Here is a 16,882-nt window from a genome sequence, read left to right as displayed (position 1 = left end):
CTTTGCTGCGTCTTATGCGGGGAAAGTCCCCTTCAGCTCCGTCAGTGCTGCGGAGCGCCTGCCTGGTCGCTCAGCATGCGGAGGGCGTTCACGAGGCCGCCGATGAGGTCGCCTTCCTTGAAGGAGGCGACCATGCTGGCCACGGCGAGCTTCGCGCCGCGGTCGGGCAGGCGGTGCCGGGCCTGCGAGCCCGTCACGATCTCGATGACGCGCTGGCCGGGCGACACGGCGACGATCACGCCGTCGGCCGGGTTGTCGGTCGAGCTCAGCAGGCCTTCGGCGGTGACGCGGGTGTCCTCGCCGAGGTCGCCGAGATACACGCTGAAGTCCAGGCCGGTCTCGCGGCTGGCCAGGGTCAGCGCCTCGTCCAGCCGGGCAAGCTGCTGGGTCGTGAATGGGCTGTTCGGACCAGCCGGTTCGTACATCTTGGCGGCGGAAATCCGGCCGCTCGAAGTAACGGCGGCGCCGTAACCGGGCTCTTCGTCAACAGCGGTGGACGAATGGGTCAGTTCACCAGTTGCCACGAGCGCCTCCCGTCACCGAAGCTCCGTCCGCCGCACCGACGGCGGTCGCGCCGCCCGCGTGCGAATGCCTGGCGCCGACACCGTCGGGGTTGGCGCTCCACCACATGGCCGGGTACTCCCACGGCTGCCCCGGCCGGTACCGGGCGGCGCCCGCGCCCTTCGACCGCAGCGTGGCCACCCCGCAAAGCGCGTAGATGACCAAGGGGATCACCGCGAAGACCAGGATCGTCTCGACAAGGTTCACGCGCGTGAGCGTATCCGATGGCGCGGGGCCGCACCCGCTCGCACGGGTATGGGCCGCGGCACCTACCGCTCGTCGTCCGGCGGGGGCCGTCCGCCGCTTGCCGCGAAAGCGCTCCCACGTTGGGGCGAAGCCCGCAAGGCCGAAAGGTTGCAACTCAACGTACGGGCGGCCGCACCCGGCGCTGTCGTCTTGTCGCGGCCTTGAAATCCTCGTAGCTTTTTCACCTGTACGGGCCTTGCGCCCAGCTCCCCCACCCCAGCAGGTAACGCACCGGTCGCAGGAGGACATGTCATGCAGAGCACCCAGACACCCGGCCAGGCGATCATCGACGACATTTCGTCACTCTTCGAAATTGAATTCGTCCCCGGTACGCGTGTGACGGCGGGCACACGGGTTACGCGCGGTACTCGTGTCACTCGCGGTACGCGGGTCACCGCCGGCACCCGGGTCACCCGAGGCACCCGCGTCACCGCCGGAACCCGGGTCACCCGCGGCACCCGCGTCACCCGAGGCACCCGCGTGACCGCCGGAACGCGCGTCACCTGCGGCACGCGTGTCACTCGCGGCACCCGGGTCACCCGTGGCACCCGCGTCACCTGCCAGAGCGACTTCTCGCTCGCCGCCTGAGATCGAGCACGACCGGCTAAGCAGGGGACGGCGTACTCGTAACGAGCTTCATCACGGCATCATCGGCCCGCCCCGGCCGCCGAAAGGCAGCCGGGGCGCCGACGTGTTCGCGGTCTGATCAGGCCGCGGTTCCCAGGTACGGCCGCCACAACGGGTCGGCCTCCTTCGAATGCGCGAGCAGCCGCCAGTGCGGCCCGTGCGGGGCCCTCGGCACGACGCGCAGGCGCCAGCCGATCTCGGCAAGCAGCTTGTCCGCCTTCCGGTGGTTGCACTTGGCACAGCAGGCCACGCAGTTCGTCCAGCTGTGGGGGCCACCGCGACTGCGCGGGACGACGTGGTCGATGGTCTCGGCCCGCCCTCCGCAGTAGGCGCAGCGGTACCGGTCGCGGTGCATCAGCCCGGCCCGGGTCAGCGGCACCTGCGCGCGGTAGGGCACGCGCACGTAGGTGCTCAGCCGGATCACCGAAGGCACGGGCAGCGAGACCGTGGCGGCGTGCAATTCGATCCCCGCCGGGTCTCCGTGCACCACCTCGGCCTTGCCGCACATCACGAGGACCACCGCGCGCCGCAACGGCAGCGCCGTGAGCGGTTCGAACGTGGCGTTCAACAGCAATACCCGTCTGCGGCCCCACGATGTCGTAGTGGGTGCCGCCGTAGTCGACGGGTCCCGCCCTCTACGCTGTCCGGGCGGGCGGGCAACACCCCCTGGCCGCGTTCCCGGCCCGCCCGGTGGAGCCCCGTGCGAGGGGGCACCTCCCGGATGGGCGCGCAACACGGCCTCCGGCGCCTGTCCGGCCAAGGCTTGGCTCGGGACGCCGAGGGGGATGGGTTGTCGGTCTGGCACTCGACCACCTCCACCGGTGCAGGCATAGTCGACCACAGATCAGCCCCAAAGTGCACGTGTGTTACTGGACGTGTCACATGCGCGCGACCCGGCGGCCACATGAAGTTGGCTGTTCCGCCTCCGCCGGGGCCGAGCGGCGTGACCGATCCCCCGCCGAGTACGAAAGGACATTTCCTCTCCGTGAACCTGCTGCCCACCGAACCCCCGGCCTGCACACGCGAGGCCGGCAGCCTGTGCTACCAGGTGTTCCAGGTCACAAAGAACGAATGGCTCTCCGCGTCCGCGGGCTGGCTGCTGACGAAGCCGCTCAGGATCCTGATGATCATCGCCGTGGCGTTCCTGCTGCGGTATTTGGTGCGACGCCTGATCAACCGCGTGACGCGGATGCCGAGCGGCTCGTCGAAACTGCCCGCCCTGTTGAGACCGCTGCGGGAGAAGGCTCCCGAAGTGCTCGGGTCGGCGGTGATGGAACGGCGCCGTCAGCGCGCCGCCACCATCGGCTCGGTGCTCAAGTCGATGGCGACGTTCCTGATCTACGGCCTCGCGTTCATCCTGGTGCTGGGCGAACTGGGCATCGACCTCGCGCCGATCATCGCTTCGGCGGGCATCGTCGGCGTGGCGCTCGGGTTCGGCGCGCAGAACCTGGTCAAGGACTTCCTGTCCGGCATGTTCATGATGATCGAGGACCAGTACGGCGTGGGTGACGTCGTCGACGTCGGCGAGGCGTCCGGCACCGTCGAGGCCGTGGGCCTCCGGATCACCACCTTGCGTGACATCAACGGCACCGTCTGGTACGTGCGCAACGGCGAGGTGCTGCGGGTCGGCAACTCGAGCCAGGGCTTCGCGGTCGCCGTCGTCGACGTTCCGCTCAGCTACTCGGCCGACGTCGAGAAGGCCACCGAGCTGATGGCCGAGAAGGCGAAGACGCTCCTGGAGAGCGAAGGGCTCGCACCGAACGTGCTGGAACCGCCGGAGATGCTCGGCGTGGAGACCGTCACCCCCGAGAGCATCAAGCTTCGCCTGACCGTGAAGGTCCGGCCGGGCAAGCAGTGGGCCGTGCAGCGTGCGCTGCGTGCGCATCTGCTCGCCGCGCTCGACGAAGCGGGCTTCGAGCCTCCTCTGGGGCGCTTTATGTCGTCCGGCCCCGCCGCGCAGTAGGACAAGGGCAGAATGGAGCTGTGTCCGTGACCGAACCTGACCCCACCACCCTGTACGAAGCGATCGGCGGTGAACCGGTCTTCACCCGGATCGTCGCGCGGTTCTACGCCGAAGTGGCGGTCGACGAGGTGCTTCGCCCGCTGTACCCGGAGGAGGACCTCGGCCCGGCCGAGGAACGTTTCCGGCTGTTCCTCATGCAGTACTGGGGTGGCCCGCACACCTACTCGGACCAGCGCGGTCACCCTCGGCTGCGGATGCGGCACGCTCCGTTCAAGATCGGCCCGATCGAACGCGACGCCTGGCTGCGCTGCATCAAGATCGCGGTCGACGAGGAGAACATCGAGGAGCCCTACCGCTCGCAACTGTGGGCGTACCTGGAGATGGCCGCCAACAGCATGATGAACAGCTTCGTGTGATGGAACGCGACGTGGCTTGGTGGGCTCAGGCGGTCTTCTACCAGGTCTACGTACGCTCGTTCGCCGATTCGGACGGGGACGGCGTCGGTGACCTCGAAGGCATCCGCGGCAAGCTCGGGTACCTGGAGCTGCTCGGGGTCGACGCGCTGTGGCTGGCGCCGTTCTACCGCTCCCCCATGGCCGACCATGGCTACGACATCGCCGACCCGCGCGACGTCGACCCGATGTTCGGCACCCTCGGCGATTTCGACGTCCTGCTGACCGAGGCGCACAAACGCGGCATCAAGGTCACCGTCGACGTCGTCCCCAACCACACCAGCAACACCCACGCCTGGTTCAAATCGGCGATGGCGGCGCCGCCGGGCAGCCCGGAACGGGATCGCTACATCTTCCGCGACGGGCTCGGCCCGCGCGGCGACCAGCCGCCGAACAACTGGATCAGCGCTTTCGGCGGCCCGGCGTGGACGCGGGTCCCGGACGGCCAGTGGTACCTGCATCTGTTCTCGCCGCAGCAGCCGGACCTGAACTGGACCAACCACGAGGTCGCCGCCGATCTGGAGCGGACCCTGCGGTTCTGGCTGGACCACGGTGTGGACGGCTTCCGCGTCGACGTCGCGCACGGCATGGCGAAACCGCCGGGCCTGCCGGACATGGACCCACGGGTGAACGCGCTCGGGCCGAGCGAGTTCTACGATCCGCGGTTCGACAACGACCGTGTCCACGAGATCCACCAGATGATCCGCAAGGTGCTCGACGAGTACCCGGGCACCATGGCCGTCGGCGAGATCTGGGTGACCGACGAGGAACGTCTCGCGCGCTACCTGCGGCCCGACGAGCTGCACCTGGCGTTCAACTTCCGGCTCGTGCTCACGCATTTCGACGCGGACGCGCTGCGGACGGCCATCGAGCGGTCGCTGGCGGTGCCGAAGTCCGCCGGAGCGCCCGCCACCTGGACGTTGAGCAACCACGACGTCTGGCGGCAGGTCAGCCGGTACGGCGACGGTGAACGCGGCGTCCGGCGCGCGCGGGCGATGGCGCTCGTCGAGCTCGCGCTGCCCGGGGCGGTCTATCTGTACAACGGCGAAGAACTGGGGCTCGGCAACGTCGACCTCCCGCCGGAAGCGCTCGCGGACCCGCGGGCCAAGACCTCCGGCGCCGAGTTCGGCCGGGACGCGTCACGGGTGCCGCTGCCGTGGGAAGGCGACCTGCCGCCCTTCGGGTTCTCGCGCAATCCGCGCACGTGGCTGCCGATGCCCGCTTCGTGGGCCTCGGTGACCGTGGAAGCGCAGCTGGAGGATCCGGCGTCGACGCTGTCGCTGTACCGGCGGGCGATCGAGATCCGTAAGTCGCACAAGGCTTTCCGCGGCGACGACCTCGAATGGTACGGCGCGCCCGCGGGATGTTTCGCGTTCCGGCGGCGCGGCGGCGGGCTGGTGTGCGCGCTGAACACGTCGGCGAGCCCGATCGCACTGCCGCCGGGTGAGGTACTGCTGTCGAGCGTTCCGCTGGTGAACGGCAAACTGCCGCCGGACGCGGCCGCCTGGCTCGTCTGAGCGGCCCCTCGAACGCAATGAAAGGCGCGGCCGGCGAGACTCAGCTTCGGCAGCGGCCGCAGGANCATCGCAAATTTTGCGATGAAGGGGCCTTTCATTGCACGCTAGGCGATCACTTGTTGAAGCCCGGGTGCAGCTTGTACTGCGTCTGGGCGTTGAACTCGTTCTGCCGGACGAGCTTCGCCGGGAAGGTCCGCCAGTCGTTGAGGTCCAGGACGTCCAGGCCCTTCACGATGTCGGACGAGTAGATGTGGCCGTTGTACCAGTAAGCCGACCACGTCCCACCGCCGACGAGCTTCTCGTTCGAGAGCGGGCCACGCTCCCAGAACGCGATCTCCTTCGGGTTCTTCGCGTCGGTGAAGTCCCACACCGAGACGCCGCCCTGGTACCAGGACTGGACCATGATGTCCTTGCCCGGCACCGGGATCAGCGAACCGTTGTGCGCCACACAGTTCTCGGTCTCGGACTGCAGGCGCGGGATCTTGTAGTAGCTGACGAACTCCAGCTTGCGGTCGTCGCCGCGGCCGGTGATCTGGTAGATGCCGTTGGCGCCGCGGGTGGAGCCGAACTTCTCGAGGCAGGTCGCCATCCCGCCGCCACCGAGCTCGTCGGTGAAGACGATCTTGGTGGCGTCGTTGTTGAAGGTGGCGCTGTGCCAGAACGCGAAGTTCACGTTGTCCTGCACGCGGTTGAGGACCCGCGGCTTGAGCCGGTCGGAGATGTCGAGCAGGACGCCGTCACCCATGCAGGCACCGGCCATCAGGTCCTTCTCCGGCAGCGCCGTCAGGTCGTGGCAGCCGGTGGTCGCCGACCGGCGGGTGCCGTCGGGGTTGGTGCCGCCGGGGTTGCCGCCGCCGTCGTCCGCCGGGAACAGCACCGGCGTCGCGACCAGCGAAGCCTTCGCCGGGTCCTTCACGGGTACCTTGATGATCGACAGCTTGTCGTGCGGCGGCTGACAGTCGGGCAGGTTGGCCGCCGGCGCGTACGACGAGACGTAGATGTAGACGTCCTTGCCGCGCTTGTCCGGCACCAGGGTGTTGGTGTGCGAACCGCAGTCGGTCTCGATCGCCGCTACGTACTTCGGCGCCGCGAGGTTCGAGATGTCGAAGATCTTGATGCCCTCCCACGCCGACTTCTCCGAGGCGGGCTTCGAGACGCTGTTGCACGAGTTGTCGCTGCGCGACGAGTCGGTCGACAGGAAGAGCAGGTCGCCGGAGATCGACACGTCGTTCTGCCCGCCGGGGCACAGGACCTGGCTGACGATCTTCGGGCGGTACGGGTTGCGGACGTCGTAGACGTTGAACCCGTCGTAGGTGCCGACGATCGCGTGTCCCTTGGTGAACGCGATGTCGGTGCCGGTCGAGTCCTTGGTGAACGGTCCCTGCTGCGGGACGTTCGCGATCGACCGGAGGTTGGGGCTGTGGACGATCTCGTCCACGCCCGGAATCGCGGTCGCCGACGGTTCGGCGATGACGGCCGGCGCGGCGAGCGCGCTGGAAGCCCCGAGGGCGGCGACTGCGGCCGCCGACACGAAGACCCTGGTCAAGCGGCGTTTCAGCCCAGGCTGCAGCACGATATGGCTCTCCTTCCACCCAGCTTTACGCGCACCTTATTCCTTATTTAGGCTCAACAGATACCGACCAACGGAGGAACTCCCGGGATGAGAAAAAGTTTGACATCGGCACTGGTCGCCGCTGCTTTCGTAGTCTCGGGCTGCACCGGCGACGAAACTCCGGCGCAACCGGCCCAAAGCGCTCCGGTGATCGTGCCCGGGAAGCCCGGAGAGCAGGCGGGGACCGGCTCCCCCGCCCCAGTGAACCGCGATCAGCCCAACGAGGCCGACGTCGAGTACATGACGATGATGATCCCCCATCACCAGCAGGCGAAGGTGATGACCGATCTGGTGCCGGGAAAGACGGCGAACGAGCAGATCCGGGCGATCGCCGGGCGGATCTCGGTCGCGCAGGACGGCGAGGTCACGATGATGAAGACCTGGTTGTCCGACCGCGGCAAGCCGGTGCCGGGCGAAGGGCACGCGGGCCACGGTGGCGGGCACGATCACGCGCTCATGCCGGGCATGGCGACCGAGGCCCAGCTGGCGGAGCTGCGCGCGGCGAACGGGGTGGCGTTCGAAAAGCTGTTCCTCGACCTCATGATCGCGCACCACCAGGGCGCGCTGACCATGGCCGAAGCCCAGCTCGGCAAGGGTGTGGAGATCAAGGCGCAGGAGATGGCGCAGGAGGTCATCACCGGCCAGTCCGCCGAGATCGAGCGGATGAAGACCATGCGCGGAAAGCTCTGAACCCTCGGGGGAGTCAGGCGTCGCCGGAGGAGCCCATGTCGAACCCGGAGTCGCCCGAGTCGTCGAGGGTGCCCGAGACGATCCACGTCGCCAGCGCGGCGGCCTGGACGTAGGGAGCCGCCTTCGCCGCGGCCCGTCCGGCGGATCTGGCACGTCCCCACTTCTCCGGGCGTTCGGCGCGTTCCGGCGCCTCCTCACCCGGCGGGCGCTCGGTCCGCCACGGGGTCTCCTCCGGCCGGACCTCGGCGAGGAAGTCCGCGGTCGGGTCTTCCCCGTCCTTACCGGCGTCCTTATCGCTCATGGAGACAGCCTGACACCGCGGGCGGCCGGAAGCCACCCGCGGTGCGAAGCGTAAGGAAGCCGTCAGAAGAGCAGCGGCAGGAGCGCGTGACGGCGCTTGAGGACCGCGCCGTACCGCGCGTCGATGCGCATCCACGAATCCGTCGCGGTGACGCGGACGACGTCGCCGTCGATCGACGAGTCCACGAAGCCCATCCCCGACAGCGCGAACAGGCACCGCATCTGGACCTTGATCTCCAGCTCGTTGCCCGAAACGGTGAGCACCGCCTGGTCCATCAACGACGCCGGCGGCGTGCCGTGCGGGCCGACGTTGTCGCGGGCGAGGGTCACCCCTCGATCGGCCAGCTCCGAGATCACCGTCGCCGGCAGCTCGTCCACCAGCTGCCAGCGGCCGGGGGCGGGCAGCTCGGAGTGCCACATCAGGTCGCGGGCAGGCCCCGGATCCATGCGCTCGCCGCCGGCGACGGTCAGCGCGGCGAGCAGCTCGTTGCCGGACACCGTGATGTCCGAAGGCGAGATGTCACCGGCCACGGCCCTGGTCGCGAGGACCTCGAACGGCGTCGCGCACCACGCCTCGACGACGCCGTCACCGCGCTGGCGCAAGCGCACCAGCGTGTTCTGGTCGAGCCGGACCGCCCTGGCCACGAACGCGCCGAGCGTTTCGCGGTCGCCCGCGTCCGGGATGACGAGCTCAGGCATCCGCGAACCCCTTCTCCAGGAAGGCACGTTCGTCCTCGGTCAGCCGCCGGGGCCGCTCCGACGCGGTGTCGAACGGCGCGAGCACCGTCTCGGCGGTGACCGCGACCTTGTCGGCCTCTGCCGGGCCACCGTGCACCCGGTAACCGAGGGTGAAGCTGGCGTGCTTCAAGTCCTTCAACGAGATCTCCACCCGGATGTCCTGATCGGACACCACGATCGGCGAACGGTAATGGACGGCCAGCTTCACCACCACGATGCCCTTGGGCAGTTCGGTGAGCCCCGCGCGGACGGCGTCCCCGAACAGCAGGGGGATCCGTGCCTCTTCGAGCAGGGTCACCAGATTCGCGTGGTTGACATGCCCGTAGACGTCCATATCCGACCAGCGCGGCCGGATCAGGGAAATGTACGCCACTACCTCACCGTGCTCCGGATCTGCCTCGCCGCCACCGACAGCGTCGCCAGGTCGAGCTTGCCGGACTGGCTGATCTCGTCCAGTGCGACGCGAGCCCGCTGTAGCCGCGAAGCGTTCGTCTTCTCCCAATGGGCGATCTTCTCGTCCGGGTCGGTACCCGAATCGCTGTGCCGCAACGCGTCCAGCGTGATCGTCCGCAAGGAACCGTAGACGTCGTCCCGCAGCGCCAGCCGCGCGAGCGCGTGCCAGCGGTTGCCACGTTCGAGGCCACTGATCGACGTCAGCATCTTGTCGATGCCGAGGTGGTCGGAAAGCGCGTAGTACAGGCCCGCGGTCTCCGCCGGGGTGTGCACCGCGTCGATCCCCACCTGCTGCTCGGCCAGCTCCGCGACGTCGGTCACGTCGAGCAGGCCGTAGGTGTGCAGCAGCAACGCCACCCGTCCGGCGAGTTCCGCCGGGACGCCCTTCTCGATCAGCCGCTCGGTGTTCGCGTCCACCGAAGCGCGCTCGACACCGCGAAGCAGCTCGTGCGCCCGCGGGGCCAGCTCACCGACGACGCGGCCGAACCGGTTGATCTCGGCGAGCGGGGCCAGCGGCTGCGGCCGGTTGGTGAGGAACCAGCGGGCGGCCCGGTCGAGCAACCTGCGGGTTTCCAGCATCATCTCGTCCGCGACCTCGGTCGGCACGACGTTGTCCAGCGCGTCGATCTGGGCCCACAGCGACGGCAGGTCGTACACGTGGGTGACCACGGCGTAGGCGCGGACCGCGTCGGTCGCGGTCGCGTTCATCTCCTCCATCAGGCGGAAGACGTACGAGATGCCGGCGCCGTCGACGACCTCGTTGGCCACCATCGTCGTGATGATCTCGCGCTTCAGCGGGTGCTGGAAGATCGCGTCGCCGAAGCGCTCCCGAAGCGGCTTCGGGAAGTACTCGGGCAGACGACGCGAGAACACCTCGGAGTCCGGCAGCTCGCTCGCCAGCAGCTCGTCCTTCAGGTCGAGCTTGACGTGCGCGAGCAGCGTCGCCAGCTCCGGCGAGGTGAGGCCTTCGCCCGCCTTCTCCAGCGCGCGGAACTCCGCCGAACTCGGCAGCGCTTCGAGCTTGCGGTCGAAAGCGCCCTTCGCGACCAGCGCCGCGACGAGCCGCTGGTGCACCGAGACCATCGGGCCGGCGTGCGCCCGGCTGACCCCGAGCACGGCGTTCTGCCGGTAGTTGTCGGCCAGCACCAGCTCGCCGACCTCGTCGGTCATCTGCTCCAGCAGTTCGTTGCGCTGCTCTGCGTCCAGCGATCCGGTCGAGACCAGGTGGTCCAGCAGGATCTTGATGTTGACCTCGTGGTCCGAGCAGTCGACGCCCGCCGAGTTGTCGAGCGCGTCGGTGTTGATCTTGCCGCCCGCGCGGGCGAACTCGATCCGGCCGAGCTGGGTCAGGCCCAGGTTCCCGCCCTCGCCGACGACCTTGACGCGGAGCTGCTTCCCGTTGACGCGCAGGGCGTCGTTGGCCTTGTCGCCCGCGTCCGCGTGGGATTCGGTCTCGGCCTTGACGTAGGTGCCGATGCCGCCGTTCCACAGCAGTTCGACCGGGGCCAGCAGGATCGCCTGCATGAGGTCGTTCGGCGCCAGCTTCGTGACGTCCCCGGCGAGCCCGAGCGCTTCGCGGACCTGCGGGCTGACCGGGATCGTCTTCGCGGACCGCGAGTAGATCCCGCCGCCCTCGCTGATCAGCGAGCGGTCGTAGTCCTCCCACGACGACCGCGGCAGGTCGAACAGCCTGCGCCGCTCGGCGAACGAGGTCGCCGAATCCGGGTTCGGGTCGAGGAAGATGTGCATGTGGTTGAAGGCGGCCACGAGCCGGATGTGCTCCGAAAGCAGCATGCCGTTGCCGAAGACGTCACCCATCATGTCGCCGATGCCGACGACGGTGAAGTCCTCGGTCTGGGTGTCCTTGCCCAGCTCGCGGAAGTTGCGCTTGACGCTCTCCCAAGCACCCTTCGCGGTGATGCCCATGGCCTTGTGGTCGTAGCCGACCGAGCCACCGGACGCGAAGGCGTCGCCGAGCCAGAACCCGTAGTTCGCCGAGACCTCGTTCGCGATGTCGGAGAACTTCGCGGTCCCCTTGTCCGCCGCGACCACGAGGTAGCTGTCGTCGCCGTCGTGGCGTACCACCCGCGGCGCCGGGACGGTCTTGCCCTCGACGCGGTTGTCGGTCACGTCCAGCAGACCGGAGATGAACATCCGGTAGCAGGCGATGCCCTCGTTCAGCTGGGCGTCACGGTCCAGCCCGGGGTCACCGGTGGCCGCCGGCGGGCGCTTCACGACGAAGCCGCCCTTCGCGCCGACAGGCACGATGACCGCGTTCTTGACCGCCTGTGCCTTGACCAGGCCGAGGATCTCCGTGCGGAAGTCCTCACGGCGGTCGGACCACCGCAGGCCACCGCGCGCGACGTCGCCGAAGCGCAGATGCACACCCTCGATCCGGGGCGAGTACACGAAGATCTCGTACTTCGGCCGCGGCTCGGGCAGTTCGGGCACCGCGCTCGGGTCGAGCTTGAGCGCCAGGTACTGGCGGGAGTTCCCGTCTTCGTCGGTGACGTGGTAGTTCGTCCGCAACGTGGCGAGGATGACCGACATCAGCCGTCGCAGGATCCGGTCCTCGTCGAGGCTCGTCACCTCGTCGACCAGCTTGCCGATCTCGGTGGTGAGCTGCTCGGCCTGCGACGCGCGGGCCTCGTCGCCGAGCGCGAGGTCGAACCGCGTCTCGAACAGCCGCACCAGCGCGGTGGCGATGTCGGTGTGCGCGAGGACGGTGTTCTCGATGTACTCCTGCGAGAACGGGATCTTCGTCTGGCGCAGGTACCGCGAGTAGGCGCGCAGGATGGCCGCCTGGCGCCAGGTGAGCCCGGCGCGCAGGACGAGGCCGTTGAAGCCGTCGACCTCGCAGTCGCCGCGCCACGCGGCGTGGAAGGCGTCCTGGAAGCGGGTACGGAGGTCGCTGTCCGCGTGGTCGAGGACCTGCGGGTCGATCCGCAGGCCGAAGTCGTAGATCCACGACCGGCCGCCGTCCTCGCGGCGCAGTTCGTACGGCCGTTCGTCGACGACCTCGACGCCCATCCGCTGCAGGACCGGGAGCACCTGAGAGAGGGTGACGCCCTCGCCGCGCAGGTACAGCTTGAAGCGCCGCTCCCCCGCCTCCGCGTCGGCGGGCAGGTAGAACGACATCGACAGGTCGCCCTCATCGGTCAGCGACTCCAGGGCACGGAGGTCGGCGAGCGCTTCGAGCGCGGTGAAGTCCTCCTTGTAGCCCTCGGGGAACACAGCGGCGAACCGCTGCCCCTGCTCACCGGCGGACTCTTCACCCATCAGGCCGATCGGGGCGCCGCCGTCCCCGGCGCGCCCGCGGCGTTCGGCGAGGATCGCCTCGACCATCCGGTCGTCCCAGCTGCGCACGGCTTCGTTGAGCCGTTCCTGGATGCGCAGGGTGTCCGGTTCGGACCGCTGCGACGGATCGGTGTGCACGATGAAGTGCACCTGCGCGAGCACGGTCTCGCCGATGCGCGCGCTGTACTCCAGTTGCGTGCCTTCGAGTTCTTCGAGCAGGACCTCCTGCATCGCGAGCCGCGAACGGGTCGTGTAGCGGTCACGCGGGAGGTACACGAGGCACGAGTAGAAACGGCCGTACGGGTCGCGGCGCAGGAACAGGCGCAGCCGTCTGCGATCCGAAAGCGTGATCGCGCCCGTCGTCGTCGAGTACAGCGAGTCGGTGTCGGCCGAGAACAGGTCCGCGCGCGGCCAGTTCTGCAGCACTTCGAGCATCCGCTGGCCGGAGAAGGACTCCATCGGGAAGCCCGCGCGGTGGATGACTTCGCGGACCCGGTTGCAGACCACCGGGATGTCGAGCACGTTCTCGTGCAGCGCGGTGGTGGTGAACATGCCGAGGAATCGGTGCTCGCCGGTGACGTTTCCGTTGTCGTCGAACGTCTTCACACCGACGTAGTACGGATACACCGGGCGGTGCACCGTGGACGGCGCACTCGCCTGGGTCAGCACCAGCAGCGTCGGCGCGAGCGCGGACGCCGCCGTGTCCGGACCGGCGGTGAGACCGCGCGCGGCCAGGCTGTCCTGGCGCAGCACACCCAGCCCGGTGGCGAGCACCGCGCGCAGGGCGGGCTCGTCGCTGTCCGGGTGCGGGTTGTCGATCAGCTCGTAACGGCGGTAACCGAGGAAGGTGAAGTGGCCGTCGGCGAGCCAGCGCAACAGCCGGGCGCCCTCCGCGACCTCGTGCGCGGGCAGCCGCGGCGGGTTCCCGTCCAGCTCGTCGGCGAGACGGCGCGCCGTCTCCGCCATCTTGTCGGTGTCCTCGACGACCTCACGCACATCGCCCAGCACGGACGACAGCCGGTTGTCCAGCTCGCGGGCACGGTTCGGGTCCGTCACCAGGTCGATCTCGATGTACATCCACGACTCGGCCGCCGAATTCGACGGCGGCTCCGCCGGATCCGCGTCCGGGTGGACCTCCAGCAGCTCACCGGTCAGATCCCGGCTCACCACGACGATCGGGTGCACGATGCGCTGCACCTGCACCCCGTCCCGCGCGAACTCGGCCGCGACCGAATCCACCAGGTACGGCATGTCGTCCGTGACGACCTGCACGACGGTGGCCTCACGCGTCCAGCCGTCTTCGGGGCCCGTCGGGTTCAGCAACCGCACCGCGGGACGGCCGGGCATCCGGTCCTTCGCGAGCTGCAGATGCGAGCGGACGGCGCCGACGAGGTCGACCGGGTCGTCACCGAGAATCTCTTCGGCCGGGATGTGCCGGTAGTACAAGCGGATCAAGTCGCCGATCTCCGGGGCGTATGCCGCGGCGGCGTCGATCAGGTCGTCCCGGATCTGCTCCGGGTTCGCCGACCGGCGCCGGGCGCCATCCTCGGTGCCGACATCTTTTCCGGGCGGGGACGAGACTCCCGTCGAGCTCATTGAGGCAACTCTCCACTGTAGCGAGATTGACACCGCGACCGGCACGACTCTGTACCGGCCCAGACCCAACCTACAGCTCCGGACAGTCGGCTCCACAAGGCCGGGTCCTTCCCGGCCGTCGAAGATTTCCCTGCTCAGATACCGGAATCGCCGTGATCGGTTCAGCTACTCGCGGGTCACATCGGCGGTCTGTCCGGGCCTCGCGGCGGCCCGCCGCACCGGGGTGACCAGCACCCATTGCCGCGCGGTGCCGCTTCGGATGACCTCACCCGGCTAGCTGAATCGTTCAAGCCGACCGCCGCCTCCACTGAAGTGGGAAGCAAGGGACCTTTGCTACCGCCCGGGGTCAGTCGCTGCCGTTGGCGCGGTGCCGGTCGTGGCCGTTGACGGGACGCTTTCCCGAGTCCTGGGAACCGAGCTGCTTCACGAGCGCGGCGGCACTGGCGGTACCCGCCTGGTGCTCCGCGAGCGCGCGGGCGAGCAGGTCGGCGAGACCGGCGTCCGGCGGCGGCTCGTCCTCCGCGATCGCGCGAGCGTAGCTCTCCGGAAACGGCGTGATCGGCCGCCAGGAGCCGGTATCGGTCAGCGGGTCCAGCGCCGGCGGCATCCGCAATCGCGGCAGCCACGGATCAGCGACCTCTTCCTTGGCGCTCGAACGAGAGCTTTCCTGGACCCCGGCCGGGTCCTCCCGAGGCGGCGGCGCGAGCGGGACGGCGGGTTCGCTGTACTCGACGGGAGGCTGCTCCCGGCGGGCACGGCCGGTGCCGGCGCGTTCTTCGGTGACAGGTTCGGGGCGCACGGGATCCGCGACGCCGTCCGCGCGGCGGCGGCCACCGCCCTGCCCGCCCGTGCTGGAGATCCCAAGCCGGTCCAGTACCGATTTCGCCGCCACGGACCCGTGTTCGACGTCGTGCCTGGTCTTGCGCGAGACCGGCGCCGAGGATCGGCGCGCACGCTCTTCGGCCGCCCACTCGTCGCTCTCCCACAACGGCGCGGCGGTACCCGGCGGACGGGTCTCCGCGGCCACGCGCGGCCGTGGTTCGGCGGCGGGTTCGGGAGCGAGAAGCAGTTCAGGCGGGACGGTTTCCGACGCCGCGACGGGCACCGGCTCCTCGGCCCGGCGCCGCGTGACCGGAGCCGGGGTTTCCGGCCGGGCGATCGCCGGTTCGGGGGCGACGGTCTCGCGAGCCGCGGGCTCCTCCTGACGGCGACGGCGCACGGGCTCCGGTTCCGGACGCGACACCGGTTCGGGGCGCGGCACGGGCTCCGGCTTCGGCGGGGGCAGCAGTTTCGGCGCGACGGGTTCGGCCTTGGGCTCGAACCTGATCGACGGCTTGGCCTTCTTCGGCACGCGACGGCGCCAGTCGCTGTCGGACGCCACCGCTTCCCTGGCGGGCTCGGGGCGGGACGGCGGCTTCAGCACCGGCGCTTCGCTCTTTTCCGCGACCGGCGCCACGGGAGGCTCCACCGAGCGCGGAGGTTCGACCGGCGTGTACCGCGCAGACACGGATTCGGCATGCCTGCTCTGCCGCACGGGCTGCGGCGGCTCACGGCGAACCGGCGGCTCGGCAGCGGCACGCTTCGGGGGTGCCGCGTCGATCGCCGGGATCACCGCGGTCACCTCGGCCGGTTCCGGCGCGGGAACGGGCGCCGCGGCGGCGGCCGGCCGCGCGGCGACGGCACGCAGGACGTCGTCGAGGTCGACCGCCGCGTTCTCGGCCGCGCCGAATTCGCCGACCAGGACGTTGCACGCCTGCCTGCGCGCACGGGCGTGCAGATGTTCGGCGGCACGCGAACGGTGCAGGCAGCCGATGGCCTCCTCGGCCCGGCCGAGCCGTTCCTCGATCTGCGCGAGTTCCAGCCACAGCCGTGCCGTGACGGCGTGCAGGTTGTGGTCCTCGGCCCCAGCGACCGCCTCACGGACGAGCATTCCCGCGGCTTCACCGGATCCCGCGGGCAGCAGGACACGAGTGGCCACCGCCAGCCGCAGCCACGCGGCGGGCGCGATCCCGGCGGCACGGACGGGCGCGTCGAGGATCGGCTGCGCGACCTCCTGCGCCATCTCCGTGTCGCCCCGGTCCAGCAACGTGCAGACGAGTTGCAGGATCAGCCTGATCCGGACGAGACCTCCGTCGTCCTCCGGGTTTCCGAGCTTTTCGAGCATGCCGAGCCCGGTCCGCGCGGCGTCGGCGGCCGACGTCAGGTCACCATGCCGTCGACGGTGCGCCGATACCCCGACCCTCAGCAGCGCGCGGATCAGCAACTGGGAATCCGCCGCCATCGAGCCGTCGCCGAGCACGAGCTTGTCCGCTTCGGCGAGCACCCGGTCCAGTTCCGCCTTGCGGCCGAATTGCGCCAAGCAGCCCACGAGGTGACACAACGCCTCCGCCCGATGCGAGGGCGAAACCGCCGGATCCGCCAGCAACGGACGCAGCGCGGCCAGACCCGTCAGCGGGATGCCCACGCTGCGCGCGCAGACCGCCAGATCGATCCTCAGCCGGGCGGCGATGTCGCCGTAGCCAGCGTGTTCCGCGGCGCGCAGGGCGGCCACGGCCCGGCCGACCGTCCGGGGACGGCCACCGAGCCGGACCCGGGCGCTCACCACCAGGCTCTCCGCGCGGATCCACTGCTCGTCGGCACCGGCGGCCTCGGCGAGCGCGGCCGCGCGCTCCCCGAGGACCAGTGCGAGCTCGGGCGCCCTCAGGTACAGGGCGTCCGCGCGTTCGATCAGCCTGCCGACAGCGGACAGGGTTCCCCCGGTGGCAGCCGTCCGCCCACCCACCATGGTGGTGGGCGAGCCCGGCCGTTGGCGCTTGCTGGCTTCCACGGG

The 16,882-nt window shown here is 69.6% G+C and carries 14 protein-coding genes; 5 read left to right on the top strand and 9 right to left on the bottom strand.

Features of this window, described 5'->3' with window-relative positions; all coding sequences use genetic code 11:
• Positions 1-41: 41 nt before the first annotated feature.
• Complete coding sequence (locus tag LCL61_RS16540) at positions 42-524, bottom strand: DUF5130 family protein (RefSeq protein ID WP_340687629.1); 483 nt, start codon at positions 522-524, stop codon at positions 42-44.
• A complete protein-coding gene (locus tag LCL61_RS16535; protein WP_340687628.1) occupies positions 511-768 on the bottom strand; it encodes a hypothetical protein in 258 nt (85 codons plus the stop codon). The genes LCL61_RS16540 and LCL61_RS16535 overlap by 14 nt, the downstream gene beginning before the upstream one ends.
• A 291-nt stretch (positions 769-1,059) precedes the next feature.
• On the opposite strand from LCL61_RS16535, the gene LCL61_RS16530 reads away from it, so the two are divergent.
• Positions 1,060-1,395, top strand: coding sequence for a hypothetical protein (locus tag LCL61_RS16530; protein WP_034313895.1), 336 nt, complete (start codon positions 1,060-1,062; stop codon positions 1,393-1,395).
• Between the two features lie 118 nt (positions 1,396-1,513).
• Here LCL61_RS16530 and LCL61_RS16525 read toward each other — a convergent pair whose 3' ends face one another.
• Positions 1,514-2,008: an HNH endonuclease gene (locus LCL61_RS16525; protein WP_340687627.1), complete on the bottom strand. Its 495-nt coding sequence runs from the start codon at positions 2,006-2,008 to the stop codon at positions 1,514-1,516.
• 411 nt (positions 2,009-2,419) lie between these two features.
• Here LCL61_RS16525 and LCL61_RS16520 point away from each other — a divergent pair, with 411 nt between their 5' ends.
• The 3 genes from LCL61_RS16520 to LCL61_RS16510 are packed head-to-tail and all read left to right on the top strand — an operon-like array spanning position 2,420 to position 5,366.
• Positions 2,420-3,397, top strand: coding sequence for a mechanosensitive ion channel family protein (locus LCL61_RS16520; RefSeq protein WP_340687626.1), 978 nt, complete (start codon positions 2,420-2,422; stop codon positions 3,395-3,397).
• A gap of 20 nt (positions 3,398-3,417) precedes the next feature.
• On the top strand, positions 3,418-3,813 hold the full coding sequence (locus LCL61_RS16515; RefSeq protein WP_125676391.1) for a globin: 396 nt from the start codon (positions 3,418-3,420) through the stop codon (positions 3,811-3,813).
• The gene (locus tag LCL61_RS16510; protein ID WP_340687625.1) at positions 3,813-5,366 is read left to right on the top strand and encodes a glycoside hydrolase family 13 protein; all 1,554 of its coding nucleotides are present in this window, start codon (positions 3,813-3,815) and stop codon (positions 5,364-5,366) included. The genes LCL61_RS16515 and LCL61_RS16510 overlap by 1 nt, the downstream gene beginning before the upstream one ends.
• Positions 5,367-5,478: 112 nt before the next feature.
• Here LCL61_RS16510 and LCL61_RS16505 read toward each other — a convergent pair whose 3' ends face one another.
• Complete coding sequence (locus LCL61_RS16505; protein ID WP_340687624.1) at positions 5,479-6,939, bottom strand: hypothetical protein; 1,461 nt, start codon at positions 6,937-6,939, stop codon at positions 5,479-5,481.
• An 87-nt stretch (positions 6,940-7,026) separates the two neighbouring features.
• On the opposite strand from LCL61_RS16505, the gene LCL61_RS16500 reads away from it, so the two are divergent.
• Positions 7,027-7,668, top strand: coding sequence for a DUF305 domain-containing protein (locus tag LCL61_RS16500; RefSeq protein ID WP_340687623.1), 642 nt, complete (start codon positions 7,027-7,029; stop codon positions 7,666-7,668).
• Positions 7,669-7,681: 13 nt separating this feature from the next.
• Here LCL61_RS16500 and LCL61_RS16495 read toward each other — a convergent pair whose 3' ends face one another.
• The 5 genes from LCL61_RS16495 to LCL61_RS16475 all read right to left on the bottom strand — a co-directional run bounded on the left by LCL61_RS16495 (position 7,682) and on the right by LCL61_RS16475 (position 16,879).
• Positions 7,682-7,969 (bottom strand): hypothetical protein, encoded by a 288-nt coding sequence (locus LCL61_RS16495; RefSeq protein ID WP_340687622.1) that lies wholly within the window; start codon positions 7,967-7,969, stop codon positions 7,682-7,684.
• Between the two features lie 62 nt (positions 7,970-8,031).
• On the bottom strand, positions 8,032-8,667 hold the full coding sequence (locus LCL61_RS16490; protein WP_340687621.1) for a hypothetical protein: 636 nt from the start codon (positions 8,665-8,667) through the stop codon (positions 8,032-8,034).
• Positions 8,660-9,079: a thioesterase family protein gene (locus LCL61_RS16485; protein ID WP_340687620.1), complete on the bottom strand. Its 420-nt coding sequence runs from the start codon at positions 9,077-9,079 to the stop codon at positions 8,660-8,662. The genes LCL61_RS16490 and LCL61_RS16485 overlap by 8 nt, the downstream gene beginning before the upstream one ends.
• Positions 9,079-14,052: an NAD-glutamate dehydrogenase gene (locus LCL61_RS16480; protein WP_340687619.1), complete on the bottom strand. Its 4,974-nt coding sequence runs from the start codon at positions 14,050-14,052 to the stop codon at positions 9,079-9,081. The genes LCL61_RS16485 and LCL61_RS16480 overlap by 1 nt, the downstream gene beginning before the upstream one ends.
• Before the next feature lie 346 nt (positions 14,053-14,398).
• Positions 14,399-16,879, bottom strand: a complete 2,481-nt coding sequence (locus tag LCL61_RS16475) for a hypothetical protein (protein WP_340687618.1) — start codon at positions 16,877-16,879, stop codon at positions 14,399-14,401.
• Between the last annotated feature and the right edge of the window lie 3 nt (positions 16,880-16,882).

The organism is Amycolatopsis coloradensis (assembly GCF_037997115.1).
GTDB lineage: Bacteria > Actinomycetota > Actinomycetes > Mycobacteriales > Pseudonocardiaceae > Amycolatopsis > Amycolatopsis coloradensis_A.
Note: the sequence above shows the minus strand (reverse complement) of the source record. Positions and strands in the feature narration are given on the sequence as shown.